This is a genomic window from Polaromonas sp. CF318, from assembly GCF_000282655.1.
Classification (GTDB): Bacteria; Pseudomonadota; Gammaproteobacteria; order Burkholderiales; family Burkholderiaceae_C; genus Polaromonas.
The window spans coordinates 1-26,061 of record NZ_AKIV01000100.1; the positions used below are offsets into that span (position 1 = coordinate 1).

The window sequence follows — 26,061 nt, forward strand, 5'->3', positions numbered from 1 at the left end:
GTGGCGGAAAGCCGCTTCACCGCCGCGTACCAGGCGATGTAACCCACGCCGGAAGTGAGCGCGCCAGAGGTCACGGCATATGCCGCTCCGCGCATATCCCAGACCAGCTGCGGGAACATCAAGCCGGCTAACAACAGCGCTAGCGGCGTGGCGCGCAGGAAGTTTCCGGCGGTGGCCCGCGTCGCGTCACCGGCGTGTTTTCCGCGCAGCGAATACACCGCCCAGGCGACGCCGGCCAGCAACATCAACATGGCCGACGGCAAGCTTGGGGCGGCGGCGCCCGGCAGCAACAGTGCGATGAGGCCCACAACGGCAATTGCCAGGCCGGCGCTTTGCCTGGCGCCCAGCCGCTCGCCGCGGGCCAGCCCGGTGCCCAGCATCGTCAGCTGCACCGAGCCGAACAGCAGCAGGGCACCCGTGGCCGCCGGCAGGCTTACGTAGGCTAGCGAGAATGCGGCCGCGTATGCGAACAGCGCTCCGGCCGACGGCCAGTTGCCGGTCGCCGTGACACCACGCCGCCACATGAAAAGCCAGAGCACCAGCGCACCCGAAGCGATGCGAAGGGCCGTGAAGCTGGCCGCGTCAATCGGCGTGCTGCGCAGTGCGAGGCGGCACAGGAGCGAGTTGCCCGCAAAGGCGAGCATGGCCAGCACGGTGAGGCTCAGTGTGGAGGTGGCCGGTGATATCTTCATGGTTGCCGCTCCCTGGCAACTCCCGGCTCATACGCCCAGGTACTGTGCCAGCAACTCAGGCTTCGCATGCAGCTCGGCCGAGCTGCCTTCAAACACCACCTGGCCCTTGACCAGGATCACGTTGCGGTCGGTGATCTGCGTGACGTGCTTCCAGTTCTTGTCGACGATCACGCTGCTGATGCCGGTCTCGCGGATCAGGCCGCAGATGCGCCAGATGTCGCGCGCGATCAGCGGCGCCAGCCCTTCGGTGGCTTCGTCCAGGATCAGCACGTCCGGGTTGGTCATGAGCGCGCGGCCTATGGTCAGCATCTGCTGCTCGCCGCCCGAGAGCTGCTGGCCGCCGTGGCCCAGGCGCTCTTTCAGGCGCGGGAAAGTGTCGAGCACGCGGTCATAAGTCCAGTCGCGCTGACCCTGGGTGCCGGGTCGCGCCGCCATCTTGAGGTTTTCCACCACGCTGAGGTTGCCGAAGATGCCGCGGCCTTCGGGCACATAGGCGATTCCCTGGCGGGCGATTTCGTAGGGCGCGGCACCCGTCATGGGCCGGCCGTTGATCGCGACCGACCCTGAGCGCGGCTTGACCAGGCCCATGATGCTTTTGAGCAAGGTGCTCTTGCCCATGCCGTTGCGACCCATGAGGCCAATCGTCTCGCCGCGGGCGACGTGAAAGTCGATGCCGCGCAGCACGTGGCTGGCGCCGTAGTAGGTATTGATGTCCTGGGCGCCTATCAGGATGTCGATCTGTTTTTCAACCATGCTCATAAAGCCTCCAGGCGAGGCCGCAGCGCCGGGCCGCCCCAAGCAAGGCCAGCCCCCTCGGGGGGCAGCGCATTACACGAAGTGAAAAGCGTGGGGGCCATATTCTCAGTGCTCCTCGCCAAGGTAAGCCGCCTGCACGCCCGCGTCGGCGCGGATTTGCGCCGGCGTGCCGCTGGCGATTACCTGGCCGTTGACCATCACGGTGAGCTTGTCGGCCAGGGTAAAGACCGCGTCCATGTCGTGCTCGACCAGCAGGATGCCGTGGTTTTTCTTGATGGCCAGCAGCAGGGCGACCATGCGCTCGGCCTCGGCCACGCCCATGCCGGCCAGCGGCTCATCCAGCAGCAGCACCTGCGGCTCGGTGGCCAGCGTCATGGCGATCTCAAGCTGGCGCTGCTCGCCGTGGCTGATGGTGCCGGCGATGCTGTGCTTGCGGTGCTGCAGGCCGGCCAGTTTCAGCGCTTCTTCGGCACGGGCGTTGACCGCCGCGAAGCCGGTGGCGCGCTGCAGCCAGCGTGCGGCATTTGGCGCGCGTGACTGTGAGGCCAACCTCACGTTTTCCCAGACGCTGAAGGGCAAAAAGATATTGGTCTTCTGGTAGCTGCGGCCCAGGCCCTTGCCCGAGATTTTTTCGGGCGTCCAGCCGGTCACGTCATGGCTGCCCAGGGTGACGGATCCCGACGTGGGCGGCAGGTCGCCCGAGAGCAGGTTTGTCAAGGTGGATTTGCCCGCGCCGTTGGGGCCTATCACCGCATGGATGTGGTTGCGCCAGAGGTCGACTGATACATCGTTGACCGCGGCCAAACCGCCGAACCGTTTTGTCAGGTTCTTCGCGCTGAGGAGGACTTCACTCATGGCCGGCCTCCGCCTTGTCTTTGCGCTGGGTGAATTTTTCGACCAGGCCCAGGATGCCGCGCGGCGCGAAGACCACCAGCAGCACGATGAACAGGCCCATCCAGAGCTGCCAGTGTTTGCCGAGGTTCACGCTTCCAAGGGTCGGGAGATCCTTGAACACATGCAGCAGGTATTCAAACGCGAAGGCGCCGACGATGGCGCCGGCGAAATTGCCCATGCCGCCCAGGATGACCATCATGATGGCATGCGCGCTCATGTGAAAACCCATGAGCTCGGGGTTGATGTAGCCGGTCTGTGTGCCCCACAGGTAGCCGGCCAGGCCCGCCAGCGCGCCGGCCAGCGTGAAGGCCGAGAGCTTGTAGCCGAAGGTGCCGAAGCCCATGGCGCGCATACGGTGCTCGTTGACGCGTATGCCGGCCAGCGTGCGGCCGAAGGGACTCCAGAGCAGGCGGCGCAAAAAGGCGTAGACCGCCAGCATCGCGCCCAGCGTGAAGTAGTAGAGCGTGAGCTTGTTGTCCAGGTCGAAGGGCGTCCAGCCGAAGACAGCCGCGCTGGGCTTGAAGTTGATGTAGAGCCCGTCGGAGCCGCCCAGGGCCTTGTTGTCGAAGAAGAGGTAGAACACCATTTGCGCGAAGGCCATGGTGACCATGATGAAGTAGATGCCGTGTGTGCGCACCACAAAAAAGCCGATGATGAGCGCGGCCAGGCCGGAGGCCAGCACGGCCAGCGGCAGCGTCCACCACAGGCTCACGGGCGTGCCCGCGGGTGTCAGGAAGGCCAGCGCATAACCGGCCAGGCCGAAGTAGGCCGCATGGCCCAGCGACACCAGGCCGGTCACGCCTTGCAGCAGGTCCAGGCTCATTGCGAAGATCGCCATGATCATCATGCGCGTGACCATCTGCGTGTAGAAGTCGGTGCCGACGAAGGGAAAGGCGACCAGAGCGATCAAGCCCAGCGCCAACGCCACCTGCACGCCGCGCGGCAGGATTTCAAGGTTTGCTTTTGCCGCGCTCATTGTTTGAACAGTCCTTCTGGCTTCCACAAAAGGACAGCAGCCATCAACATATACACCAGCATGCCCGCCATGGAAGGCAGCAGCACCTTGCCGAAGGTGTCGACCAGGCCTACCAGCAGCGCGGAAATCAGCGCGCCGCGCACCGAGCCTATGCCGCCAATCACCACCACCACAAAGCACATGATCAGCACTTGCGAGCCCATGTTGGGGTAGACGCTGGCGACCGGCGCGGCGATCATGCCGGCCACGGCGGCCAGGCCCACGCCCAGCGCGAAGACCACGGCATGGATCAGCTTGATGTTGATGCCCAGCGATTCGGCCATGTCGCGGTTAAAGGCGCCGGCGCGAATCTTCATGCCCAGCCGGGTTTTGGAGATCATGAAATAAAGGCCCAGGGCCAGCGCGATGCAGACACCCGACATGAAGAGCCGGTAGACCGGGTAGGAAAGGTTTTCGGTGAGCGGCACCGAGGCGCTGAGCACGTCGGGAATCGTCACGCCGTGCACGTCGTCGCCCCAGAGGATGGAGCGCACTTCCTCAAAGATATAGATCAGGCCGAAGGTCAGCAGCACCTGGTCCAGGTGGTCGCGTTTGTAGAAGTGCCTGAACAGCAGCCATTCCAGCGCCAGGCCGAAGGCGACCGAGAGCACCGCGCCCATCACAATGGCCAGCGTGAGGCTGCCCGTCAGTGTGCTGAGCGACCAGGCCAGGTAGGCGCCCAGCATGTAAAAACTGCCGTGGGCCAGGTTGACCACGCCCATGATGCCGAAGATGAGCGTGAGGCCGGCGGCCAGCATGAACAGCAGCAGGCCGTACTGGACGCTGTTGAGCAGCTGGATAAGGAAGTTGGCTAAATCCATAGATCCAATTAAGTGTGGCGGCGCGTGAACAGGAGCAGGCTGCCCATGAGCGTGAACAGGCCGCCAGAGACGCGGTTGAACCAGCGCACGGCGCGGCTGGAGCGCAGCAGCGGCGCGATGCGCGCCACGCCCAGCGCGCAGCAGGTCAGCACGGTGAACTCAAACGCCATGAAGGTCAGGGCGAGGATGGCGAACTGCGGCACAAAGGGCGCGGCCGGGTTCAGGAATTGCGGGAAGAAGGCGGCGAAAAACAGCACAGCCTTGGGGTTGCTGGCACCGACCAGGAAGCCGCGGAGAAAAAACGAGCGGCGCTGGGCCGGCGCTTCACCGGCGGCAGGGTCAAAGACGGCTGCTTCGCTACGGAAAGTCTTGATGCCAAGCCAGATCAGATACGCCGCGCCAATGACCTTGGCGACGGTGAAGGCGGTTTCAGACGCGGCGAGCAGCGCGCCCAGTCCCATCGCCGACAGCAGCATCACACACAGCACCGCGCTTACGCTGCCAGCCACAGAAGTCATGGCCTTGCGCGGACCATGGTTGAGCGCGTTCGTCATGCACATCAGCATGGTGGGGCCGGGCGTGAGGATCAGCAGGGCAACTGCTGCAACGTAGAGGAGGTAGGTGGTGAGCGTCATGGGCTTGAAGATAGCATTGCTAAAGACCGATCAGCGTGGTCCGTGCCAGCTTTGTTCAAAAAAATGGGAGGCCTGAAGACCTCCCATTACGCTGACATTCAAGCGATCAGCCCATCTTGCAACCGGCGCCGGAATCGGCCAGCGCTTTTGCCGCCACGCCGATCACTTTGTTTTCCTTGTTCTCGACCACGCGCAGGTACATGTCCTGCACCGGGTTGTGCGAGGGGCTCATGGTCCACTTGCCGCGCGGGCTGTCGATGACGGCGCCTTCAAGGGCTTTGTAGAGGGCCTGTTTGTTGCTCAAATCACCCTTGACGGCATTGGCGCCCTGGATCAGCAGCAGGCCGGTGTCGTAGCCCTGTACGGCGTACACGTCGGGCTGCATTTTGAATGTCTTGGCGTAGCTGAGGCGGAATTGGCCGTTGCGCTGCGTGGGCAGCGAATCGCTGTAGTGCATGGTCGTGATGATGCCGTTGGCCGCGGGGCCGGCGGCGTCGAGCACGCCCTCGGTCAAGAAGCCGGAGCCGTACAACGGGATCTTTTCCTTGAGGCCCGCGGCGGCGTAGTCCTTGATGAACTTGGCGGCGCCGCCGCCGGCGAAGAAGCAGGCCACGGCATCAGGCTTGATCGCCGCGATCTCGGTCAGCAGGGCCTGGAACTCGACTTGCGGAAAGGGCAGGCCCAATTCCTTGACGATGGTGCCGCCCGCGGCGGTGTAGCTCTCCTTGAAGCCTTCAAAAGCCTCGTCGCCGGCCGCGTACTTCCAGGTAATCCAGACGGCTTTCTTGTGGCCACGGTCCACCATGGCCTTGCCCAGGGCACGCGTGGGCTGGGAGTTGGTGAAGGAAGTGCGGAACACATTGGGCGCGCACAGGCTGCGCGTGGCGGCATGCACGCCGGCGTTGGGGATCAGGCTCAGCACGCCGCTGTCGCGCGCGACCTTCTGGATGCCCATCTGCACGCCGGAGTGCACCGTGCCGACCAGCACGTCGACCTTGTCGCGTTGCACCAGCTTGTTGGCGTTTTCAATGCCCTTGGAGGGCTCGGATTCGTCGTCCACCTTGAAGAATTCGATTTCGCGGCCGCCCAGTTTGCCGCCTTGGTCGTTGATCGCCATGCGAAAGCCGTTTTCAATGGCCACGCCGAGCTGGGCGAAGGTACCGGTATAGGGCAGCATGAAGCCCACACGCACCTTGCCGGACTGCGCGCGCACGATTTCGGGGAGCAAAAGACCGGTGGAGGCCGCACCTATCATGGCGGCGCTGCGGGTCAGGACAAGTCGGCGTGAAGTCATGGAATAGCTCCTGGTTGAGGCTGAAAACTGTTAGACGAATAGTAAGCGTGCGTTGTGTGGACGGCCCTAGTGTAAAACCCGAGATTGAGGATTAAATTGTTTACATCTAAAGCAATGACCGTGCCTGATTTGGGCCGGTTTGCACTTTTTTGCGATGCGCTGTTGCCACGCGCCGGGTTCTTTTGCGCGCGGCGGCTCAACGCGGCTGGCGCAGCTTGAAGCGCTGGATCTTGCCGGTGGCCGTCTTGGGAAGTTCGCTCACGAACTCTATCCAGCGCGGGTATTTGTAGGGCGCGAGCTGCTGCTTCACATGGGCCTTGAGCTCGTCCATGGTGGCGCTCTGGCCAGCCTTGAACACTACATAGGCCTTGGGCTTGACGAGCTCGTCGGCATCGGCCACGCCGATGACCGCCACTTCCAGCACGGCGGGATGCGTCATCAGGCAGGCCTCGACCTCGAAGGGCGAGACATAAATGCCGCCGACCTTGAGCATGTCGTCGCTGCGCCCGCCGTAGGTGTAAAAACCGTCGGCGTCGCGTGTGTACTTGTCGCCGCTCTTGGTCCATTCGCCGGCGAAGGTGGCCTTGGTCTTGGCCCGGTTGTTCCAGTACATGATGGCGGCGCTGGGGCCGCTGATCTGCAGCTCGCCGATCTCGCCGTCGGCGCATTCGCGGCCATCGTCGCCGACGATGCGCAGCGCGTAGCCCGGCACCGCCTGGCCGGTGGTGCCGTAGCGCACCTGGCCGGGCCGGTTGGACAAAAAGATGTGCAGCATCTCGGTCGAGCCTATGCCGTCCAGGATTTCGCAGCCGTACTGCGCCGTCCATTTTTTGCCGATTTCGGCGGGCAGGGCTTCGCCGGCGCTGGTGCACACACGCAAGCTCAGTTCGGATTTCGCCGGCCGCGCCGGATCGGCCAGCAGGGCGGCATACAGCGTGGGCACGCCGTAGAAAATCGTCGGCCGGTATTTTTTGAGCAGGGCAAAGACATCGGCCGGCGCCGGGCGCGCGGGCAGCAGCACGGTGGTGGCGCCTACGCTCATGGGAAAGGTCAGCGCATTGCCCAGGCCGTAGGCAAAAAACAGCTTGGCAGCGGAATACACCACGTCGGACTCGCGTATGCCCAGCACGCCGCGGCCGTAGAGCTCGGCCGTCTGGATCAAATGGCTGTGCAGGTGCACCGTGCCCTTGGGCGTGCCGGTGGAGCCGCTGGAGTACAGCCAGAAGCAGGCGTCGTCGGCGCAGGTGGCGGCGACTGTGGGCGTGGCCGGCGCCGCGCGCAGCAGGCTGGCCAGGGTGGCGTGCGGAGCGCAGTTGTCGACGCCGGCGACGACCACTGTTTTCAGCGTGTCGATTTTTCCGAGCAGCGGCTCGAAGGCCGGCAGCAGGGCGTGCGAGACGATCAGGCCCCGGGCGCGCGAGTCGCGCAGCATGAATTCAAAGTCCTGTGCGGTCAGCAAGGTGTTGGCCGCGATGGGCAGCACGCCCGCGAGTATGCAACCCAGGAAGACGACCGGCCACTGCGGCGTGTCCAGCATGGCCAGCAGCACGCGGCTTTCGGGCGCGAAGCCCTGGGCGCGCAGGGCATTGGCAAAACGGTGGGATTGCTCGGCAAGTTCGCCGTAGCTCAGCTGCTCGCCGCTCAGTGCGTCCATGAAAGCCACTTTGCTGGGGCGCGTGGCGTTGCGCGCCAGCAGGTCGTGCGCCGCGTTGTAGTCGCGCGGGATGCTCACCCGGGGCGGGCTTGCCGAATGGTCTGCGCTGCTTGCTTGCATGCTTGTCTCCAGATTGCTGTTGTTTTGGTAGCTGCTTGCGCACGCTGATCAAGCGCTACGGGGTCTTTTTCTTGTGCGTCAGGCGGTGGCGGGACTGGCCCCCAATGTCTGCAGGGCACCGGTGAGCCACTGGCGGCACCACTCGGTGCCTTCGGTTTCCGGCATGGTGCCGCTGCTCGCGTCATGGCACCAGATCTCGCCAATACGCTGTGCGCCCAGGTCCTGCAGGCGCTCGTCGAACTTTTTGCCGCCGAAGCAGAAGGTCTGCATATAAGTGCGGTCGCCCAGCGCAATCACGCCGTAGCGCACGTGGCCGAGGAATTGGGGAGTGCTGCCCAGGGATTCGCAGAGCGCGCGCGCGTTGTCGGGCACGTCGCCTGAGCCATAGGTGGAGCTGCAGATGAGATAAAGTGCATCTTCCGCCTGAGCCGCATCGAACACGCTGATGTCCAGCTTATCCATCAACTCGACCTCGATTTCGCTGACCAGATCGGCGCAGTCCATCTGGATCGCTTGCGCAACATAGTCGGCAGTGCTGGTCATGGTGCCTACAAGGATTTTGAGTTTCATCAGGGATCTCCGGATAAAGATGCAATAAACTGCTTGACATCAATTTAACCTGAAGTATACTGCAATTCATTCAAATCGCAACCACCAAAGTCCCTTCCTAGGGTTTTCACAGGTGTTTTTGAGACAGGTGCTTCTTGGAAATCATGTCTGAACAGGAATCGAAAGCCACGCTCAGCGAACTGGGTGCCCGCGTTCGCGCCTGGCGTGCCCGCCGCGGCATGACGCGCAAGCAGCTGGCTTCGGATTCGGGCCTGAGCGAGCGCTTTCTGGCCGACGTGGAAAGCGGCAAGGGCAATGTCTCCATCAATTCGCTCGAAGCGGCGGCCCGCGCGCTCAACATCTCCATCCTGGAGCTGCTGCAGGACGCTCCGCGCCCGGCGCTGGCCCGTGTGCAGGGCCTGCTGACGAGGCTGGACGATGCCCAGCTGGACCAGGCGTACAGCTTGCTGGGCGGCACTTTCGGCCTCAGCGATTCCTTGGGCCGCGAGCGGCGCGTGGCGCTGATAGGCTTGCGCGGGGCCGGTAAATCCACACTGGGCAGCCAGCTGGCGGCCGAGCGCGGCGTGCCTTTCATCGAGCTCGACCGGGAAATCGAACGCGAGGCCGGCACCAGCATGAACGAAATCCTGCTGCTGCACGGCCAGGCCGGTTACCGGCGCTATGAGCGGCGCGCGCTGTTTCGCATCGCCGAGGACCACCCCGAAGGCGTGGTCATGACCACAGGCGGCAGCATCGTGAGCGAGCGCGAAACCTTCGACCTTCTGCAAAGCCGCTTTTACTGCGTCTGGCTCAAGGCCAGCCCCGAAGAGCACATGGCCCGCGTGGTGGCCCAGGGCGACATGCGGCCCTTTGACACGACACGCGGTGCGACCGACGAGGCGATGGAAGACATACGCCGCATCCTCTCCAGCCGCGAGGCGCTGTATGCCCGCGCCGACGCCGTGGTTGATACCGCCGCGCGCACACTGAAACAAAGCCTGAAAGACTTGGAACGCGCCGTTCCCAAAACAACCGTCCGCGACCAGCTGGAACGGACCTAACCGGAGACAACCCCATGAACGCCATGACAGAGCCGCTTTTATTCAAACAAGTCATCGCCGGCCAGGAGCGCGAGCTCGTGAGCTTCTCGACCCACCCGGGCAAATACCAGCACTGGACGCTGAGCGTGGAGGGCGACGTCGCGCGCCTGAAGCTCGACATCAACGAAGACGGCGGCATCAAGCCCGGCTACAAGCTCAAGCTCAACAGCTACGACCTGGGCGTGGACATCGAGCTGCACGACGCCATCAACCGCGTGCGCTTCGAGCACCCGGCCGTCAAGGTGCTGGTGTTCGAGTCGGGCAAGGAGAAGATCTGGTGCTCGGGCGCCAATATCTACATGCTGGGCCTCTCGACGCACGGCTGGAAGGTCAACTTCTGCAAGTTCACCAACGAAACCCGCAACGGCCTGGAAGACTCCTCTCGCCACGACGGCCTGAAGGCGGTTGCCGCGGTGACCGGCGCCTGCGCCGGCGGCGGCTATGAGCTGGCCCTGGCCTGCGATCGCATCATCATGGTGGACGACCGTTCCTCCACCGTCAGCCTGCCGGAAGTGCCCCTGCTGGGCGTGCTGCCGGGCACTGGCGGCCTGACCCGCGTGACCGACAAGCGCAAGGTACGCCGCGACCTGGCCGACATCTTTTGCACCACCTCCGAGGGCGTGCGCGCCGACCGCGCCAAGGACTGGAAGCTGATCGACGCCCATGCCAAGCCGCAGCAGTTCGGCGAGTTGCTGGCCGCTGAAATCCAGGCGCTGCGCGCGCAGTCCACACGGGCCGGCGCCAAGGGCATTGAACTGACGCCGCTCAAGGCGCTGATCGACGACAGCGGCTACCACTACAGCGTCGTCGACGCGCAGGTGGACCGCGAAAAGCGCATCGCCACCCTGACGGTGAAGGCGCCGGCAAGCGCCATTGAATCCACGCCCGAAGCGATTGAGGCGGCCGGCGCCAACTGGTACCCGCTCAAGCTGCAGCGCGAACTCGACGACGCCATCCTGAACCTGCGCACGAATGAACTCGAAGTCGGCACCTGGGTCATCAAGACCACGGGCGATGCCGGCCAGGTGATACGCATGGACGAGGTGTTGGCCAAACTCAAAGACCACTGGCTGGTCAAGGAAACCACGGGCGCGCTGCGCCGCACGCTGGCACGGCTGGATGTCACCAGCCGTTCGCTGATCGCGCTGGTGGATGCCGGTTCGTGCTTTGCCGGCACCTTCTATGAGCTGGCCCTGGCTTGCGACCGTATTTACATGCTGGATTTGCCCGATGCGCCCGACAGCGCCCCGGCCTTGCAACTGAGCCCAGCCAACTTTGGCTGGTTCCCGGCCGTCAACAGCCTGACACGCCTGCAGACCCGCTTTTGCGAAGACCAGGCCACGATTTCCCAACTGCAAAAACTCGGCGACAGCCCGCTGCGCGCCGACCAGGCGCTGGCCCTGGGCCTGGTCACCTTGACGCCCGACGACATCGACTGGGAAGACGAGATCCGCATCATGCTGGAAGAGCGCGCTTCGCTCTCGCCCGACGCCATGACCGGCATGGAGGCCTCGCTGCGCTTCCCGGGCAAGGAGACCATGGAAACGCGCGTCTTCGGCCGCCTCTCGGCCTGGCAGAACTGGATATTCATTCGCCCGAATGCGGTGGGTGAGGACGGTGCGCTCAAGCTCTTCGGCACAGGCAAAAAAGCCAAGTTCGACTGGAAACGGATTTAAGGAAACACCATGAGCACCATAGACCTCCAAGCCCTGATCCCCAACAACGTCCACCTTGGCGAAAACCGACAGCTCCAGCGCGCGCTCGAGCACTGGCAACCTGCTTTCCTGAACTGGTGGGACGAGATGGGCCCCAGCGACTTCAAGGCCAAGGAAGTCTATTTGCGCACCGCCGTCGGTGTGGACGCTTCGGGCTGGGCTAGCTACGGTTATACGCCCATGCCCGACTACCGCTGGGGCATCTTCCTGGCCGACAAGGAAGAGGGCCGCAAGATCGGCTTTGGCGACCACATGGGCGAGGACGTCTGGCAGGACGTGCCCGGTGAATACCGCTCCACCTTCCGCCGCCTCATCGTGACCCAGGGCGACACCGAGCCGGCATCCGTCGAGCAGCAGCGTCTGCTGGGCCACACCGCGCCTTCGCTCTACGACCTGCGCAACCTGTTCCAGGTCAATGTGGAAGAGGGCCGGCACCTCTGGGCCATGGTGTACCTGCTGCACGCGCATTTCGGCCGCGACGGCCGCGAAGAGGCCGAAGAGCTGTTGATGCGCCACAGCGGCGATGCCGACAAGCCGCGCATCCTGGGCACCTTCAACGAGCCCATGGACAACTGGCTGAGCTTCTTCATGTTCACCTATTTCACCGACCGCGACGGCAAGTTCCAGCTCAAGTCATTTGCCGAGTCCGCATTCGACCCGCTGGCCCGCACCACGCGCTTCATGCTGACCGAGGAAGCCCACCACATGTTTGTGGGCGAGACCGGGGTGGGCCGCGTCATCAAGCGCACGCTGGAAGTGATGAAGGAGCTGGACACCGACGATGTGGCCACGCTGCGCAAGGCCGGCGTGATCGACCTGCCCACCATCCAGAAGTTCATGAACTTCTGGTTCACCTCCTCACTGGACCTGTTCGGCTCGGAAGCCTCGTCGAACGCCGCCAACTACTTCAGCAACGGCATCAAGGGCCGGCCCGACGAAGCCAAGTTCGCCGACCACCTGGAGCTGGAAAGCGAGATGAGCATCGTGGTGCCTGACGGGCAGGGCGGTCTCAAGAACGAGACCATTTCGACCCGCAACGGCATGAATGAAATCACGCGCCTCGAATACGTCAAGGATTGCAATGTCGGCGTGACGCGCTGGAACATGGGCATCAAGCGCGCCGGCGTGGACTTTGAACTGACCCTGCCGTCCACGCGTTTTCGCCGCGAGGTCGGTGCCTGGGCCGGCAATTTCACCGACCCGCAGGGCAAGCCGATCAGTGCCGCCGATTTCGAGGCCAGGAAAGACCAGTGGCTGCCCACGCCGGCCGACATTGCTTTTGTCAAAAGCCTGATGAACCGTGTCACCGAACCCGGCAAGATGGCGGCGTGGATTGCACCGCCGGACCGCGGTATCAACGCCAACCCGCTTGAATACGAATACGTGAAATTGTGAGAGGCTGGGTGGGTTCAGGGCCCGGCTTTGTGGGACTGAAGCCTGCCCGCCGCTGATTGCCTGCCGTCCGTTGCCGCCTGGAGGGTGCCGGCCTTTCCGAGCCCGAATGCCGGCATGTTGACGTAAACGTTTTCGTAGCTGCCTGCCGAGGCCGCGTAGGTTTCGTGCCATATGCCTACCGAACCATCTGTGCCCACCGCTTTGTTGAACGCTTGCCAGGCCGGCAGGTGCTGGGCCTGGCGATTCTTTGCATAAGCGAGGAGTTGTTCCATAGAACGCCAGTATTGAATCAGGACGATGGTTCGGGAAAACCACATCTCCGCATGCAACAAACCCAGCTCGGGCTGTTTGCGCAACTCCTTGATCATGCGCGGCATGGCCCCTGCGACAGGGAGCCACTTGTGCAGCTTCAGCGGATGGTTGATGCGCATGCCGATGAGGAACACCACAAAGTCGCCTTCGACGGAGGCGGTGAGTCGTTCACGATGGATCATGGTTTCCTTTGCTGGGGTGTCAAAGTGCCCCTTCAGGCAATGCTTGCGCCTCTTTCCTGGAGCAGCCCACGCAGCAGCGAGCGGTGGCAGCGCGCCTCGTTCTCACAGTAGCAGCCCATCGCGAAATTGGCCTGGTGCGACAGCGCCGCGAGCAGGTCGAGGTTGCGGCTGGCGTCGGGCTCGTTCATCTCGGCCCGGTATTTTTTGCTGAAGGCGGCCCAGTCCTTGTCGGAATCGACACTCTGGCCCAGCTTCATGGTTTCCACGCTGGGCGCGAGATTGGGGTACCAGACGTCGTACCAATCCTGCGAGGCGAACTCGGTCTTGGGCACGCCGCGCGGCGGCCTGCGCACCGTGCCGATGCGCAATCCCTCGTTGGCGCTGCGGGCTGTGCCCAGCCTGACGATCTTCACGGCCATTGCGGTCTCCTTTTTTCGCGAAAGCTATTCAGAGGGCTCTATTTTGAAACGATTCAGGGCGCAGCCGGGGCGGTGGCCGCGCCAGGATCCAGGGGTTCGGCACCCGACATCTCCCGCATCTGGCGGGCAATTTCATCGTCGGCCATGGGCGTCTGCGCGGAAGCCGCGGGGGCGGGCGCATCCAGCCAGTGCGCGGTGGCCGGAAACGCGAACACTGCCGCCGTGAGCGCGACCTGCACCAGCAGCATGGGCCACAGCGCACCCAGCAGCAGCCGGCTTGAAATAGCCGGCAAGCCCGAGCGGGAGCGGGCCATCAGCACCGCATAACCCATGGGCGGAATCAGGAAACTCAGTTGCAGCACCAACAGCAGCAGCACCGCCGCCTGCTGGGCGTCGCCCAGGCGCGCGATGAGCGCAGGCGCGACGATGGGCACGATGACAAAAATCATCTCAAACGCATCCAGCACCCAGGCGCACAGGGCCACCAGCAACAGCACCAGCGCTGCCGTCACACCCGGCGGGAGCGTGGAGCCCAGCAGCAGGCCGTTAAGCCAGCGGTCGGTGCCGAATATGCGAAACACCAGGCTGAAGGTGGTGGCGCCGACCAGTAGCGCGAACAGCGCGCCGCTGAGCTTGAGCGTGTCGGCCAGCACCAGCCGCCAGCCGGAGGCCGGCAGCGAACGGCCCATGAGGGCTGTGGCGACCAGCAGCATCGCGCCGGTGGCCGCCGCCTCCACGGCGTAGAGCTTTCCGGTGAAGACACCGGCCAGCAGTAAAAGGATGGTGCCGCCCGCGGCCAGGGCGATGGCTGTCTGCGCCCGCCCGGCCGGGATTGGCGGCGCCGCTTGCGTGAGCTTGCGTGCCTGTCGCCAGGCCACCAGGGCCCAGAGCGCCAGCACGCACAGGGCGGGCAGCAGCGCCGCATGCATCACGTCCTGGGTGTTGATGATGCGCTGGCCGGCCTGCAGGTAACCGGGTAGCCGGCTGGCTTCCAGGTGCGCCAGCATCATGGCGTCGCCCAGCAGCAGCAACACCAGTGAGGGCGGCACCACCACGCCTATGGTGGCGGCTACGCTGATGATGGAGACGGCCCGGGCGGTGTCCAGGTGCGCCATGCGCGGCGCCACCAGGCGCGAAAGCAGGGCCGAACTGGAGGCGACCGAGCCGTTCATGGGGGCGATGAGGGCGCCCACGCCCAGGGCCGAGAGGGCATGCGCGCCGGCCAGCGGGCGGAACAGCCGCAGCAGCGCGGAAAACAGGGCATCGGCCACCGTCAGCCGCTGCAGCAGCACGCCCATAAAAACGTACAGCGGCATGGCTTGCAGCAAATCGTTTTCCAGCAGGCCCAGCGTGCGCACGGGCAAGGCTTGCAGAATCTGGAGGTCGAAGGCGCCCGCGGCCAGGCCCAGCGCCGCGAACAGGCTGGACACGCCTATCAGCAAGGCCCAGACCGGCAGGCCGGTGGCGAGAATCAGCGCGCCCAGCGCCAGCAGCATCCACACGCCCGCGAGGGGGCCGGTGAGGCTCATGGCGAGCCCGGCGCGCGGCCGTGCGGCAGAAGTTCGAGCAGGCCTTCCGCCAGCACCAGCAAAAGCATCAGCGCCATGGCGAGCTTGATCACAAAATAACCCGGCGTGAGCGTTTCGCCAAACCGCTCCAAAGAAGCCACGGAGGCCAGCACCAGCGGCCAGCCAGCCCAGAGCATGAACAGCGCCCAGGGCGCGACGCAGGCCAGCAATGCCCAGGCATGCCAGCGCGGGCGGGATGCGCCGGTCGGGTGCGGCTGCAGGGAGGCCAGGTGGGCGTGGCTTCTGGAGGCCGCGGTCACGGCCACCGCCACATACAGCGCGAACAGCACCTGCGCCGCATCATTGGCCTGGCGCGAATAGGCTTGCACGAGTTCACGCAGCGGCCATTGGGCCAGCAGCAGCGCCGCCAGCGGCAGCACCAGCAGGCCGAACACCGCGGTCATGCGGGTCAGGCCTTTGCCCACCCCGGACACAGCGCTGGCGATGGCCTCCATCCTCATGCGGCTCCAGGCTTGCCGCGGCAAGCCTTTGCGTCGGGCCGGTGCGGATCAGGCAGGGCAGCGCTGCGAAGTTTCATGGTCCGATCCATTGAATGGAAAAAATGAGGAGGCCGCGGGAAAGTGTAGTGGGTTCGGGCTATAATATTTGACTAGTCGGAGTGTGGCGCAGTCTGGTAGCGCACCTGGTTTGGGACCAGGGGGTCCAAGGTTCGAATCCTTGTACTCCGACCACAATTTCCCCGTAAAAAGCCCACGCGAGTGGGCTTTTTCATGTCCGCCTCAGGCGGCCCGGGCCTTGGGCCCCGGCGGCGCAATCCTCAGGATTTGAGCGGCCCGAAGTTGGAAGTGCGCCAATATTCGCGCACCTGTTCCAGCTTTTCCTGGAAATCCCGGAAATGCAGCGGTTTGCGCACATAGCTGTTGAGGCCGCCCTGGATTTCCTTCACGATCGGGGAGTATTTGGGCTCGGAGGTCAGGATGACCACGGGCACAAAGAAGGTGCGGGGGTCGCCGCGCATGCGCTGCATGACTTCCGCGCCGCTGAGCCCGGGCAAATTCAGGTCGAGCATGACCAGCTCGGGCGGCTGGTCGGACGGACGGCCGCTGTAAGCACCTTCGCAGAAAAGGTATTCCAGGGCTTCCGTGCCATCGCGGGCGACGATGATTTCATGGTCGGCGCCGTTTTCCTGCAGCGTCACCAACGTCAACTCGACGTGAGCGGGGTTATCCTCCACCAGCAGCATGGTTGGTCTGGGCATGTTTGCTCGCCTCCTTGGTTTTGACGGCCTTCGGGCTTGCGGCCGTAACCCCGAATATATACCTCGGGCCCCAACCGGCGGTGTCAGGGAAGTTCGCTGGTATCGGATGAGGGCGTGGCTGGCGCCATGTCTGGCCTGCCCGGAGGGGATCGAACCCCCGACCCTCAGCTTAGAAGGCTGATGCTCTATCCAACTGAGCTACGGGCAGTCTGTGTATGCAAGCCGGGGAAGGGTCGCGCAGGGGCGGCCGCCGTTTCCAGCTCGTCGCGAATCATACCTTCAATCGCCGGCCGCCGGCCTTGCCGGCAGGCCCCAACTCAGCGCTTTTCGTACTGTGTTTTGCCGAACAGCACTTCCCGCGCCTTGTCGTCGGTGATGGGCCTGCGCAGCTCGGCCAGCACCTTGACGCCGCGCTGCACGGCCGGGCGTTCACTGAGGAGGTCGAACCATTTTTTGAGGTGCGGGTAGTCGGCCCAGTCTATGCCATGGTTCTCCCAGTTGCGCAGCCAGGGGAAGATGGCGATGTCGGCAATGCTGTATTCATCGCAGGCGATGAAGGCGTGGGTGGACAGTTGCTTGTCCATTACGCCGTAAAGGCGCCTGGTTTCATTGGTATAGCGCTTGATCGCGTAGTCAATTTTTTCGGGCGCATACTGGCGAAAATGGTGGGTTTGCCCGATCATGGGGCCGACACCGCCCATCTGGAACATCAGCCACTGCAGCACCTGGAACTTCAGGCGGTCGGTTTTCGGCAGCAGCTTGTCGGTCTTGGCGGCCAGGTAGAGCAGGATGGCGCCGGACTCGAATACGGAGATGGGTTTGCCGTCGGGGCCCACCGGGTCGACCAGGGCCGGGATCTTGTTGTTCGGGCTGATGGCCAGGAATTCGGGCTTGAACTGGTCGCCGGTGCCGATGTTGACGGGAATGGCCTGCCAGTCGCGGCCCAGGCGCAGGCCGCATTCTTCCAGCATGATGTGGACTTTGTGGCCGTTGGGCGTGGGCCATGAGTAAACGTTGATCATCGGGTTGTCCTTGACTACTATGATGGACGCTGCACTTTAAGAGAAAAGCGAAAACCATGTTCGAGCGGCTGAAGAAAGTCTTTGTTGCGGGTAAGGCGGATGCCGGCGATGCGGCCGCGTCCGATGAAGCTGTGTCCGAATGGGCCGGGACCCGCGGCTTTTCTTTCACCGGCATGGGGCAGGGCAAGGGGTTTGCGCTCAAGGGCAATGTGGGCGGCAATCCCTGGAAGATGGAGCGCGGCCGCCCATCGCGCGACTACATTCGCGGCGAGGAACTGCGCGCCCGCGGCGAGATCAAGGTCAATGACGACGTCACCGTCCTGGTCATGAACCGGGCCCTGAAGGATGCGCTGGAAAAAAAAGCCTACCAGGCCTATACCGACACCCTGCAGACCACCGCCGACCCCAGCATGCCGGAAGAGGTGCGCTGGCTGGCCATGTACCCCGAAGTCGGCTGGGAAAGCCTGCCCAAGCCTTTCTGGGAACGCTACGCGGTGATGGCCGACCACCGTTCCAATGCGATGGCCTGGCTGGATCCGCAACTGGTCGAGCTGATGATGTCCTGGCCCGAGCCGGCACCCGACCCGCAGGTGCCTTTTATCCTGATGGTGCTGCGCGGCAAGGCCTATCTGCGCATGCAGTACACCCCGGCCGACATGCCCACGCTGGAGCATGCGGCCCTGGTTTTCACCACGGCTTGCGAGTCGGCGATCGCTGGCCTCTCCAACGACCTCACGCTGTAAGAGGCATTCCCTTCAGCTGCCGCGCGTAATGGGCATTTCGACTTCGCCCGGCATCAAAAGGTGCTTGGCCAGTTCCAGCTTGGCCAGCGAGGCGCGATGCACCTCGTCCGGGCCGTCGGCCAGGCGCAGGGTGCGCTGGCTGGCATAGGCGTAAGCCAGCGGGAAGTCGTCCGACACACCGCCGCCGCCGTGGGCCTGTATGGCCCAGTCGATGATCTGGCAGGCCATATTGGGTGCCACCACCTTGATCATCGCGATCTCGGCCTTGGCGACCTTGTTGCCCACGGTGTCCATCATGTAGGCGGCCTTGAGCGTCAGCAGGCGGGCCTGCTCTATCATGCAGCGCGCCTCGGCGATGCGCTCGTGCCAGACCGACTGGCTGGCAATCGGCTTGCCGAAGGCGACGCGGCTGTTCAGGCGCTTGCACATCAGTTCCAGCGCGCGCTCGGCGATGCCTATGCTGCGCATGCAGTGGTGTATGCGTCCGGGCCCCAGGCGGCCCTGGGCGATCTCAAAGCCACGGCCTTCGCCCAGCAGCAGGTTGGCGGCGGGCACGCGCACATTCGTCAGGCGCACCTCCATGTGGCCGTGCGGCGCGTCGTCGTAGCCGAACACGGACAGCGGGCGGATCACCGTGATGCCGGGCGTGTTGGCCGGCACCAGGATCATCGATTGCTGCTCGTGGCGGCCGGCGTCGGGATTGGTCTTGCCCATGACGATGTAGACGGCGCAGCGCGGGTCACCAGCGCCGGAGGACCACCACTTGAGGCCGTTGAGCACATAGTGGTCGCCGTCGCGCTCAATGCGGCACTGGATGTTTGTTGCGTCGGACGATGCGACTTCGGGCTCGGTCATCAGGAAGGCCGAGCGGATCTCGCCCTTGAGCAGAGGGTCCAGCCACTGGTCCTTGTTGGCCTCGGAGCCGTAGCGGGCGATGGTTTCCATGTTGCCAGTGTCGGGCGCCGAGCAGTTGAAGACCTCGGCCGCGAAAGGCACGCGGCCCATGATCTCGCACAGCGGCGCGTACTCGAGGTTGGACAGGCCTTCAGGCGCGCGCGGCGAGTGCGGCAAAAACAGGTTCCACAGGCCGGCCGCGCGGGCCTTGGGCTTGAGTTCTTCGACCAGCTTTGTCGGCACCCAGGCATTGCCCTTGGCGCGGTTCTCGGCGATCTCGCGGAAGAAGCGCGCCTCGTTCGGGTAGATGTGCTCATCCATGAACTTGAGCAGGCGCGCCCGCAGTTCCTGTACCTTGGGGGTGTAGTTGAAGTCCATGAAATCTCCAGAAAGGGGTGTGGGGCGGTGTTGTTGTAAAGGAGAGGGCTGTCGTCAGCCCTGGCTCTTGAGGGCAAAGCCCCAGGCCATTTTGGCCAGCAGCGGCGCGCCGGCGGCCGAACTCACGGCCTGGGCGCTGGAGGCGGTCCCGGCCTCGACGCGCTTGGCAATGCCCTGCAGGATGGCCGCGATGCGAAACAGGTTGTAGGCCATGTAGAAGTTCCAGTCGGCCTTGAGCGCTTCGGGCGTGGCCAGGCCGGTGCGCTCGCAGTAGCGGCGTATGTACTCGGATTCGGTGGGGATGCCCAGGCTTTCGACGTCCAGCCCGCCTATGCCGCGGAAGGCCCCGGGCGGTATGTGCCAGGCCATGCAGTGGTAGCTGAAATCGGCCAGCGGATGGCCCAGCGTGGACAGCTCCCAGTCGAGCACGGCCAGCACGCGCGGCTCGGTGGCGTGGAACAGCAGGTTGTCGAGCCGGAAGTCGCCGTGCACGATGGAAACCAGGCTTTCGTCGCGCGCGCTGGCCGGGATGTTGGCCGGCAGCCATTGCATCAGGCTGTCCATCTCGGTGATGGGCTGGGTGATGGAGGCGATGTACTGCTTGCTCCAGCGGCCTATCTGGCGCTCAAAATAGTTGCCGGGTTTGCCGTAGTCGGCCAGGCCCCGCTCGGCGAACTTCACCTTGTGCAGCGCGGCGACCACGCGGTTCATTTCGTCGTAGATTTCGCCGCGTTGGGTTTTGTCCATGCCGGGCAGGGACTGGTCCCAGAGTACGCGGCCTTCGACGAACTCCATCACGTAGAAGGCGCGGCCTATCACGGACTCGTCTTCGCAGAGGCAATACATCTTCGGCACCGGCACGTCGGTGCCCTGCAGGCCTTGCATGACCTTGAATTCACGCTCCACCGCATGGGCCGAAGGCAGCAGCTTCGCCACCGGTCCGGGCTTGGCGCGCATCACATAGGAGGCTGTGGGCGTGAGCAGCTTGTAAGTCGGGTTGGACTGGCCGCCCTTGAAGATTTCCGCCGTCAACGGGCCCTTGAAGCCGGGCAGGTGTCTGCCGAGGTAAGCGGTGAGCGCGTCGAGGTCAAACGCGTGCGCGCCGGATACAGCCCGGGTGCCGACAAAGTGGTCGAAGTTGCTCATGCTGAAGGGGCTTGTCCCTGTGTGTCTATTTTTCGATTTCGGCTTCGGAAATGCGCATCAGGGCTTGCCGGTTGCGCACCACCAGGCCGCCCGGCTCTATGCGTATGGCTTCCTCGCGTTCCATGGCCTTGAGTTCCTGGTTCACGCGCTGGCGCGAGGCGCCCAGCAACTGGGCCAGTTCCTCCTGCGCCAGCTGCAGGCCTATGCGCACTTCGCCGCCGTCCGCCAGGCTGGGTACGCCATAGCTGCGCACCAGGTGCAGCAGCTGCTTGGCCAGGCGCGCGCGCAGGGGCAGGGTGTTGAGGTCTTCCACCAGGCCGAAGAGCTGGCGGATGCGGCGCGCGTGCAGGCGCAGCAGGGCTTCGTAGAGCTCGACGTGCTGGCTCAAAATCTTGCGCAGGTCGGCGCGCGAGACGCACAGCAGCGTGGTCTCGCCATGGGCATAGGAGTCGTGGGTGCGCCGCTCGCCGTCGAAGATCGCCACGTCGCCGACCCAGAGCCCGGGCTCCACATAGGTCAGGGTCACCTGTTTGCCCGAAATCGAGGTCGAGCTCACGCGAATGGCGCCCCGCGCGCAGGAGATCCATTCTTCCGGCACATCGCCGCGGGCGCTGATGAGTTCGCCGTCTTTGTAGCGTTTGACGTAGGCGCATCGGAATATGTCGTGCCTCAGGGATGGGGACAGGGATGAAAACCAGCGGCCGTTGTTGATGGCCTCTCGTTCCTCTATCGTAAGAATGGGATCGTCCATGGTCTGTCTTTTGAGTGACTAACAAGACGTCCATTGTCGCTTGAGGGACCCGTCCGGCGCCAGCGGGCTGTCGCATGGGTGTCGCCCGGCGAGTGCCGGGCAATGGCGCGGCTCTGCGAAGCTCGGCGGCTGGGCGGCCTGCGACGGGCCGGCCCGCAAAAGGCCTGCCTAGCGGTAGTGCGGCGTGCGCTTGTTCAGGAAGGCGTCTATGCCTTCGCCGGCATTGGCATCGTGCAGGTTGCGCACGAAGTGGTCCTGCTCGCGGGCCAACTGCTGGTTCAGCGTGTTGCCGGCCGCCTCGTTGATAAGCTCCTTGATGCTGGCCAGCGCGTTGGGCGCGCGCGCATTCAGGCTTTCGGCCAGTTCCCGGGCCTGGGCCAGGGCTTCGCCAGGGGCCGTGACCCGATTCACCAGGCCGAAGTCATGCAGCCGGCGCGCCCCTATGCGTTCGCCGTTCATCAGCAGCTCGCTGGCCAGCGCGCGCGGCAGGGCGCGCGCCAGCGCCCAGCTGCCGCCACCATCGGGCGACAGCGCGACGGTGCTGTAGGACATCACAAACACGGCGTTGTCCGCCGCCACCACAAAATCGCAGGCCAGCACCAGCGAAAAACCGGCGCCGGCGGCCGCGCCTTCCACGGCGGCGATCACCGGCTTGGGGTAGGTGCGTATCGAATCTATCCAGTTGTGCAGGCCTTCTATGCTCTGCGCCTGCACCTCGGGCGCCTCGCGGCGGTTGGCCTCCAGCCGCTGCAGATTGCCGCCCGCGCAGAAAATCGCGCCTTCGCCGGTGATGACCACGCTGCGGATGTCGGGGTTGTTCTCGGCGGCGTTCAGGGCTTCAATGCCGGCCGCGTAGATATCCGGGCCCAGGGCGTTCCTGAACTCCGGGTTGCTGATCGTCAGGATAAGGGTCTGGCCCTCACTGGTACTCTTGATTGCGCCTGCCATGTCAGTTGTTCCAATGCGAAAGAAGGGGTGGCCAGAGAGCGGATTCCCACGCCAGTGGGGGCCGCGGAACTGGCTTCGCCAGGCCGCAGGCGCCGCCCCCTCGAGGGGGGAAGGTGCTACACGAAGTGAGCATCCGACGGGGGTGATTCATCTTCGACGGGGGTGTTTCATTCTTCCTGGTGCATGAGGCTCAGGCCAATAGCGCCGCGGCGGCGCAGCCAGGGAGAGGGGCGGTAGCGCTGGTCGCCGTAAACAGTCTGCATGTTGAACAGCACCTCCAGCACATTGGTGGGGCCGTAGCGGTCGCCCATGGCCAGCGGGCCCAGAGGATAACCGAGCCCGAGGGTCACGGCGGTTTCCAGGTCCTTCGGGCTGCAGATGCCTTGCTGGCAGATGTCGCTGGCGATGTTGACGATGGTGGCCACCACGCGCTGGGTGACGAAGCCGCCGCTGTCACGGATCACGCTGACCGCCTTGCCGTCGCGGGCGAAGAGGGCGTGTGCGGCGTCGCGCATGTCGCTGCGCGTGGCCGGGTTGGTGGCCAGCACGCGCCGCTTGGTGGCCGCGTCGTCGATCAGCATGTCGATGCCGACGGTGCGGGCCGGGTCCAGGCGCTCGACCACGGCGACCGTGGTGATGTCAAAACCCAGCGGGGCGACCAGTGTCAGGGCCTGCGGCGAGGCGGAGGCGCCGGTCTCGATTTTGGCGCCCAGGTTCTTGAGCAGCTGCAGCAGTTCAGCGCGGCGCGAGGCGCGGGGCGAGACCCAGACCGGCGGGAGTTCGGCGACCTGGGGAACGGCGGGTTCGGCGGGTACCTGCATGGCGCCGTCCGCGTAGCGGTAAAAGCCTTCACCGGTCTTGCGGCCCAACATGCCGCCGGCCAGGCGCTGCGCGGTGATGACGCTGGGGCGGTAGCGTGCCTCTTCGTAGTACTGGTGGTAAATCGACTCCATCACCGGATGGGAGACGTCGAGCGCGGTCAGGTCCATGAGCTCAAAGGGGCCCAGCTTGAAGCCGGCCTGGTCGCGCAGGATGCGGTCTACGGTGGCGAAATCGGCGACGCCTTCGCTGACGATGCGCAGCGCCTCGGTGCCGTAGCCCCGGCCCGCGTGGTTGACGATGAAGCCGGGCGTGTCCTGCGCCTGCACGGGGGTGTGGCCCATTTGCCGGGCGTATTGGCTCAGGCCCTCGCATACGCCGGGGCTGGTTTTCAGGCCCGCGATCACCTCGACCACTTTCATCAGCGGAACCGGGTTGAAGAAGTGAAAACCGGCCAGGCGTTCGGGGTGCTTGAGCGCCGCCGCGATGGCGGTCACGGACAGCGAAGAGGTGTTGCTGGCCAGCACCGTCTGCGCGGGCACCAGGGCCTCCAGCTCGGCGAACAGCGCGCGCTTGACGTCCAGGCGCTCGACGATGGCCTCGATGACGAGGTCGCAGCCTGAGAGATCGGCCAGGGTGCCGGCGAGCAGCAGGCGGTCTTTGTGCGCGGCGGCCGCCTGGGCTTCGAGGCGGCCTTTTTCAACCAGCTTGTCCCATTGGGCGCAGATGGCTTCGCGCGCTTTTTCGGCGGCACCCGCCTGCGCATCCATCAGCCTGACGGTGCTGCCGGCCTGCGCGGCGATCTGGGCAATGCCGCGTCCCATCGCGCCGGTGCCAACTATTCCCACATTTGCAAAATTTACTTTCATGGCCGAATTATGGCTGAGCGTCTTCAGCGAAGGCGCGTGGCAAAATTCGCTCACCCCATGAAATCCGCCGAGAAGTTTCTGAAATGCCTGCTTGGCGCTTTGCTGGTGGTGCTTGCCGCCAATGCGCTGGCCGCATCCCTGGGCCGCGTGCGCGGTGCGGCCATCGTGGGCGGCCCGCTCGACGTCACGCTGAGCGCGCAGTTGGGCGACGCTGAAAACCCATCCTCCGTCTGCCTCTCCGCCGAGGTGTTTTTCGGCGACAGCCAGATTTCCCCCGACAAGGTGCGCACTTCGATCTCGCCGGGCGCCGCTGCCGGTGAAGTCCTGGTCCGCATCCGCACGACGGTCGTGCTGGATGAGCCGGTCGTGACGCTGTATGCGCGCGAGGGCTGCCTGCAAAAGAATTCCCGCAAATACGTGTTGCTGGCCGAGATGCTGGGCGACAACAGCGTCCCGGCGCCCTCGACCCTTGCGCAAGCGCCGGCTGTTGCGGCGGCGGGCACGGCAGCGCCATCCCGAGCGGGCATATCGAAGGCCAAGCCGCAAACCCGGGCCGGCACCGCGATGGCTTCTTCTTTGGACATGCCGCCGGTCCGCACGGCTGGCAAACAGACACCAAAACACACACCAACCCCAGCGGCGGTGCGCAAACCGGGGCCACGCCTGCAACTGGCCCCCATCGACCTGGCCGCCGAACGCGACCCCGTGCTTCGCGCGTCGCCGGAGCTGCTGACGCTGCCTTCCGCTGATGCCCAGCAACGGGCTTCCGCGGCCGCGCTGTGGCAGGCGCTTAACGCCCAACCGCAAGACATGGTACGTGACAGCCAGCGGCTCAAGTCCCTGGAGTCCGACGTGGCCGCGATGCTGGCGCAAAGCCGCAAAACGGAACAGGCCGTGACGGACCTGCGCGGCCAGCTGGAGCAGGCGCGCCAGGAGCGCTACAGCAACTGGCTGGTGTATGCCCTGGGCGCACTTGTGCTGCTCGCGCTGCTGGCAGCCGCTTTTTTCTGGAGGCGCGATCGCCAGCAGGCGCTGCGCCTGAGCCACTGGTGGGACAAAGAAGCCGGCCAGGGTAAACCCAGTGGGTTTGCGGATGAGGCGGGGTCGGCCTCCCGGTCCGCCGGCCTAGCGCCGGCGCCGGCGCCGGCGCCGGCGGTCGACCTGGACCTGGACGCGCTTCAATTTGAAAGCACGCGCAAGCTGCCCGCATCCAGGCCGGTTGCGCCTGTGGATCGCCCCGAATTCCTGCCCAGCCTGGGCGGCTTGAGCGGCATGCCCCGCATCGTCAATGCCGAAGAGTTGTTTGATGTCCAGCAGCAGGCGGATTTTTTCGTCTCGCTGGGCCATCCCGACAAGGCGGTGGATGTCCTGCGCTTGCACATCATGGACAACGTGGAGACCAGCGCGCTGGTCTATCTGGACCTGTTCGACCTCTACCACAGCCTGGGTCGCAAGGACGACTACGACGCGCTGCGCAAGGAGTTCCACCGCATGTTCAATGCCCAGGTGCCCGCCTTCGACGACTATGCGATGGACACGCACGGCCTGGAGTTTTATGTGGCGGCCCTCACGCGCATCGAGTCGCTGTGGCCCACGCCCAAGGTGCTGGATGTGCTGGAAGAATCGATTTTTCGCAAACCCGACTCGCGCAGCGAGGTTTTCAGCCTCGCGGCCTACCGCGAGCTGCTGCTGCTTCACTCCATCGCCAAGAAGATCGTTACCCGGCCCGTGGAGCCCGGGGAGGGCGCCGGCGTGCCGGTACCTGGGATGCCCAGCCTGACTGCCGCCCTGCCGCAGGCGAGCAGCTTTGGCCCGACCAACATCCTGCCCCTGTCCGCCCGCTTGCAGGAAACGCCGCCGCCGCTTCCCGTTGCACTTCCGGTCGCCGGGGCTGGCGCTTTTTCCACGGAAATTGTGCCCAGCCTGGACCTGACGCGGCCGCCTGTTTCACCGAGGCTTGGGCTGGACATTGACTTGAGCCAGGAGGAAGCCGGCGACGCCCTTGCGCCGCTGCCTGCGATCGCCATGATGGACATAGCGCCCGAAGCCGGTGATTTCAGCAACCTCATCGAGTTCGACCTCGATGCGCCGGTCTCCAGGCCTGCCCCGAAAGCCTAGTTTCGGCCCTGCTTCAGGAGGGAATACATCGCC

General features: G+C 64.6%; 25 protein-coding genes and 2 tRNA genes. 6 read left to right on the forward strand and 21 right to left on the reverse strand.

The genetic code is table 11. From position 1 onward, the window contains the following. From PMI15_RS18065 to PMI15_RS18105, 9 genes are all read right to left on the reverse strand, one after another. The coding region (locus PMI15_RS18065; protein WP_007872390.1) for a DMT family transporter at positions 1-692 on the reverse strand (692 nt) is incomplete at its 3' end. A 27-nt stretch (positions 693-719) separates the two neighbouring features. Continuing rightward, entirely contained in the window at positions 720-1,451 is a 732-nt protein-coding gene (locus PMI15_RS18070) for an ABC transporter ATP-binding protein (protein ID WP_007872392.1), read from the reverse strand. A 102-nt stretch (positions 1,452-1,553) separates the two neighbouring features. Next, positions 1,554-2,303, reverse strand: a complete 750-nt coding sequence (locus PMI15_RS18075) for an ABC transporter ATP-binding protein (protein ID WP_007872394.1) — start codon at positions 2,301-2,303, stop codon at positions 1,554-1,556. Then, the gene (locus PMI15_RS18080) at positions 2,296-3,318 is read right to left on the reverse strand and encodes a branched-chain amino acid ABC transporter permease (RefSeq protein WP_007872395.1); all 1,023 of its coding nucleotides are present in this window, start codon (positions 3,316-3,318) and stop codon (positions 2,296-2,298) included. Before PMI15_RS18080 ends, PMI15_RS18075 begins: the two co-directional genes overlap by 8 nt. Then, positions 3,315-4,178 (reverse strand): branched-chain amino acid ABC transporter permease, encoded by an 864-nt coding sequence (locus PMI15_RS18085; protein ID WP_007872396.1) that lies wholly within the window; start codon positions 4,176-4,178, stop codon positions 3,315-3,317. The genes PMI15_RS18080 and PMI15_RS18085 overlap by 4 nt, the downstream gene beginning before the upstream one ends. A gap of 8 nt (positions 4,179-4,186) precedes the next feature. Next, the gene (locus tag PMI15_RS18090; protein WP_007872397.1) at positions 4,187-4,813 is read right to left on the reverse strand and encodes a LysE family translocator; all 627 of its coding nucleotides are present in this window, start codon (positions 4,811-4,813) and stop codon (positions 4,187-4,189) included. A gap of 106 nt (positions 4,814-4,919) precedes the next feature. Continuing rightward, entirely contained in the window at positions 4,920-6,107 is a 1,188-nt protein-coding gene (locus PMI15_RS18095) for an ABC transporter substrate-binding protein (protein ID WP_007872404.1), read from the reverse strand. 196 nt (positions 6,108-6,303) lie between these two features. Beyond that, entirely contained in the window at positions 6,304-7,881 is a 1,578-nt protein-coding gene (locus PMI15_RS18100; protein WP_007872406.1) for a benzoate-CoA ligase family protein, read from the reverse strand. A gap of 78 nt (positions 7,882-7,959) precedes the next feature. Next, entirely contained in the window at positions 7,960-8,451 is a 492-nt protein-coding gene (locus PMI15_RS18105; RefSeq protein ID WP_007872407.1) for a flavodoxin domain-containing protein, read from the reverse strand. Between the two features lie 143 nt (positions 8,452-8,594). Here PMI15_RS18105 and PMI15_RS18110 point away from each other — a divergent pair, with 143 nt between their 5' ends. From PMI15_RS18110 to boxB, 3 genes are read left to right on the forward strand one after another with little or no spacing between them, the layout of a single operon-like run. Continuing rightward, positions 8,595-9,491, forward strand: coding sequence for a helix-turn-helix transcriptional regulator (locus PMI15_RS18110; protein WP_007872408.1), 897 nt, complete (start codon positions 8,595-8,597; stop codon positions 9,489-9,491). Between the two features lie 23 nt (positions 9,492-9,514). Continuing rightward, positions 9,515-11,206, forward strand: a complete 1,692-nt coding sequence (gene boxC / locus PMI15_RS18115; RefSeq protein WP_036839861.1) for a 2,3-epoxybenzoyl-CoA dihydrolase — start codon at positions 9,515-9,517, stop codon at positions 11,204-11,206. A 9-nt stretch (positions 11,207-11,215) separates the two neighbouring features. Beyond that, a complete protein-coding gene (gene boxB / locus PMI15_RS18120) occupies positions 11,216-12,640 on the forward strand; it encodes a benzoyl-CoA 2,3-epoxidase subunit BoxB (protein ID WP_007872411.1) in 1,425 nt (474 codons plus the stop codon). 14 nt (positions 12,641-12,654) lie between these two features. On the opposite strand, the gene PMI15_RS18125 is transcribed toward boxB, so the two are convergent. The 4 genes from PMI15_RS18125 to PMI15_RS18140 are packed head-to-tail and all read right to left on the reverse strand — an operon-like array spanning position 12,655 to position 15,582. Further along, a complete protein-coding gene (locus PMI15_RS18125; protein ID WP_007872414.1) occupies positions 12,655-13,134 on the reverse strand; it encodes a DUF4188 domain-containing protein in 480 nt (159 codons plus the stop codon). Positions 13,135-13,166: 32 nt separating this feature from the next. Further along, entirely contained in the window at positions 13,167-13,553 is a 387-nt protein-coding gene (locus PMI15_RS18130) for a DUF488 domain-containing protein (protein ID WP_007872422.1), read from the reverse strand. Between the two features lie 53 nt (positions 13,554-13,606). Next, positions 13,607-15,082, reverse strand: coding sequence for a TRAP transporter large permease subunit (locus PMI15_RS18135; RefSeq protein WP_007872428.1), 1,476 nt, complete (start codon positions 15,080-15,082; stop codon positions 13,607-13,609). Further along, positions 15,079-15,582, reverse strand: a complete 504-nt coding sequence (locus PMI15_RS18140) for a C4-dicarboxylate ABC transporter substrate-binding protein (protein WP_238541152.1) — start codon at positions 15,580-15,582, stop codon at positions 15,079-15,081. The genes PMI15_RS18135 and PMI15_RS18140 overlap by 4 nt, the downstream gene beginning before the upstream one ends. 154 nt (positions 15,583-15,736) lie before the next feature. Here PMI15_RS18140 and PMI15_RS18145 point away from each other — a divergent pair. Beyond that, positions 15,737-15,813, forward strand: a tRNA-Pro gene (locus PMI15_RS18145). Positions 15,814-15,899: 86 nt separating this feature from the next. Here the strand turns inward: PMI15_RS18145 and PMI15_RS18150 are convergent. The 3 genes from PMI15_RS18150 to PMI15_RS18160 all read right to left on the reverse strand — a co-directional run bounded on the left by PMI15_RS18150 (position 15,900) and on the right by PMI15_RS18160 (position 17,362). Next, a complete protein-coding gene (locus PMI15_RS18150; protein WP_007872431.1) occupies positions 15,900-16,340 on the reverse strand; it encodes a response regulator in 441 nt (146 codons plus the stop codon). A gap of 131 nt (positions 16,341-16,471) precedes the next feature. Further along, positions 16,472-16,548: transfer RNA gene (locus PMI15_RS18155), tRNA-Arg, on the reverse strand. A gap of 109 nt (positions 16,549-16,657) precedes the next feature. Continuing rightward, on the reverse strand, positions 16,658-17,362 hold the full coding sequence (locus PMI15_RS18160) for a glutathione binding-like protein (RefSeq protein WP_007872440.1): 705 nt from the start codon (positions 17,360-17,362) through the stop codon (positions 16,658-16,660). Positions 17,363-17,418: 56 nt separating this feature from the next. Between PMI15_RS18160 and PMI15_RS18165 the strand changes: the two genes are divergently transcribed. Next, positions 17,419-18,105 carry a hypothetical protein gene (locus PMI15_RS18165; RefSeq protein WP_007872443.1) on the forward strand — a complete coding sequence of 229 codons (687 nt, stop codon included), beginning with the start codon at positions 17,419-17,421 and terminating at the stop codon, positions 18,103-18,105. Positions 18,106-18,117: 12 nt separating this feature from the next. Here PMI15_RS18165 and PMI15_RS18170 read toward each other — a convergent pair whose 3' ends face one another. From PMI15_RS18170 to PMI15_RS18190, 5 genes are all read right to left on the reverse strand, one after another. Next, positions 18,118-19,377, reverse strand: coding sequence for an acyl-CoA dehydrogenase family protein (locus tag PMI15_RS18170; RefSeq protein ID WP_007872444.1), 1,260 nt, complete (start codon positions 19,375-19,377; stop codon positions 18,118-18,120). Positions 19,378-19,431: 54 nt separating this feature from the next. After that, on the reverse strand, positions 19,432-20,523 hold the full coding sequence (locus tag PMI15_RS18175) for a phosphotransferase (RefSeq protein ID WP_007872446.1): 1,092 nt from the start codon (positions 20,521-20,523) through the stop codon (positions 19,432-19,434). A gap of 25 nt (positions 20,524-20,548) precedes the next feature. Further along, complete coding sequence (locus tag PMI15_RS18180) at positions 20,549-21,274, reverse strand: Crp/Fnr family transcriptional regulator (RefSeq protein ID WP_007872449.1); 726 nt, start codon at positions 21,272-21,274, stop codon at positions 20,549-20,551. 168 nt (positions 21,275-21,442) lie between these two features. Continuing rightward, positions 21,443-22,222 carry an oxepin-CoA hydrolase, alternative type gene (locus tag PMI15_RS18185; RefSeq protein WP_007872452.1) on the reverse strand — a complete coding sequence of 260 codons (780 nt, stop codon included), beginning with the start codon at positions 22,220-22,222 and terminating at the stop codon, positions 21,443-21,445. A gap of 167 nt (positions 22,223-22,389) precedes the next feature. Further along, positions 22,390-23,910 carry a 3-hydroxyacyl-CoA dehydrogenase gene (locus PMI15_RS18190; RefSeq protein WP_036839863.1) on the reverse strand — a complete coding sequence of 507 codons (1,521 nt, stop codon included), beginning with the start codon at positions 23,908-23,910 and terminating at the stop codon, positions 22,390-22,392. 57 nt (positions 23,911-23,967) lie between these two features. On the opposite strand from PMI15_RS18190, the gene PMI15_RS18195 reads away from it, so the two are divergent. After that, a complete protein-coding gene (locus tag PMI15_RS18195) occupies positions 23,968-26,028 on the forward strand; it encodes a hypothetical protein (protein WP_007872456.1) in 2,061 nt (686 codons plus the stop codon). The last annotated feature ends 33 nt before the right edge of the window (positions 26,029-26,061 follow it).

Coding starts and splice junctions, on each gene's coding strand:
- PMI15_RS18080 (WP_007872395.1), bottom strand. CDS start 3,318: ATGAGCGCGGCAAAAGCAAACCTTGAAATCCTGCCGCGCGGCGTGCAG.
- PMI15_RS18190 (WP_036839863.1), bottom strand. CDS start 23,910: ATGAAAGTAAATTTTGCAAATGTGGGAATAGTTGGCACCGGCGCGATG.
- PMI15_RS18160 (WP_007872440.1), bottom strand. CDS start 17,362: ATGATCAACGTTTACTCATGGCCCACGCCCAACGGCCACAAAGTCCAC.
- PMI15_RS18125 (WP_007872414.1), bottom strand. CDS start 13,134: ATGATCCATCGTGAACGACTCACCGCCTCCGTCGAAGGCGACTTTGTG.
- boxB (WP_007872411.1), top strand. CDS start 11,216: ATGAGCACCATAGACCTCCAAGCCCTGATCCCCAACAACGTCCACCTT.
- PMI15_RS18130 (WP_007872422.1), bottom strand. CDS start 13,553: ATGGCCGTGAAGATCGTCAGGCTGGGCACAGCCCGCAGCGCCAACGAG.
- PMI15_RS18180 (WP_007872449.1), bottom strand. CDS start 21,274: ATGGACGATCCCATTCTTACGATAGAGGAACGAGAGGCCATCAACAAC.
- PMI15_RS18070 (WP_007872392.1), bottom strand. CDS start 1,451: ATGAGCATGGTTGAAAAACAGATCGACATCCTGATAGGCGCCCAGGAC.
- PMI15_RS18090 (WP_007872397.1), bottom strand. CDS start 4,813: ATGACGCTCACCACCTACCTCCTCTACGTTGCAGCAGTTGCCCTGCTG.
- PMI15_RS18175 (WP_007872446.1), bottom strand. CDS start 20,523: ATGAGCAACTTCGACCACTTTGTCGGCACCCGGGCTGTATCCGGCGCG.
- PMI15_RS18105 (WP_007872407.1), bottom strand. CDS start 8,451: ATGAAACTCAAAATCCTTGTAGGCACCATGACCAGCACTGCCGACTAT.
- PMI15_RS18075 (WP_007872394.1), bottom strand. CDS start 2,303: ATGAGTGAAGTCCTCCTCAGCGCGAAGAACCTGACAAAACGGTTCGGC.
- PMI15_RS18095 (WP_007872404.1), bottom strand. CDS start 6,107: ATGACTTCACGCCGACTTGTCCTGACCCGCAGCGCCGCCATGATAGGT.
- PMI15_RS18100 (WP_007872406.1), bottom strand. CDS start 7,881: ATGCAAGCAAGCAGCGCAGACCATTCGGCAAGCCCGCCCCGGGTGAGC.
- PMI15_RS18150 (WP_007872431.1), bottom strand. CDS start 16,340: ATGCCCAGACCAACCATGCTGCTGGTGGAGGATAACCCCGCTCACGTC.
- PMI15_RS18110 (WP_007872408.1), top strand. CDS start 8,595: ATGTCTGAACAGGAATCGAAAGCCACGCTCAGCGAACTGGGTGCCCGC.
- PMI15_RS18135 (WP_007872428.1), bottom strand. CDS start 15,082: ATGAGCCTCACCGGCCCCCTCGCGGGCGTGTGGATGCTGCTGGCGCTG.
- boxC (WP_036839861.1), top strand. CDS start 9,515: ATGACAGAGCCGCTTTTATTCAAACAAGTCATCGCCGGCCAGGAGCGC.
- PMI15_RS18195 (WP_007872456.1), top strand. CDS start 23,968: ATGAAATCCGCCGAGAAGTTTCTGAAATGCCTGCTTGGCGCTTTGCTG.
- PMI15_RS18085 (WP_007872396.1), bottom strand. CDS start 4,178: ATGGATTTAGCCAACTTCCTTATCCAGCTGCTCAACAGCGTCCAGTAC.
- PMI15_RS18170 (WP_007872444.1), bottom strand. CDS start 19,377: ATGGACTTCAACTACACCCCCAAGGTACAGGAACTGCGGGCGCGCCTG.
- PMI15_RS18140 (WP_238541152.1), bottom strand. CDS start 15,582: ATGAGGATGGAGGCCATCGCCAGCGCTGTGTCCGGGGTGGGCAAAGGC.
- PMI15_RS18165 (WP_007872443.1), top strand. CDS start 17,419: ATGTTCGAGCGGCTGAAGAAAGTCTTTGTTGCGGGTAAGGCGGATGCC.
- PMI15_RS18185 (WP_007872452.1), bottom strand. CDS start 22,222: ATGGCAGGCGCAATCAAGAGTACCAGTGAGGGCCAGACCCTTATCCTG.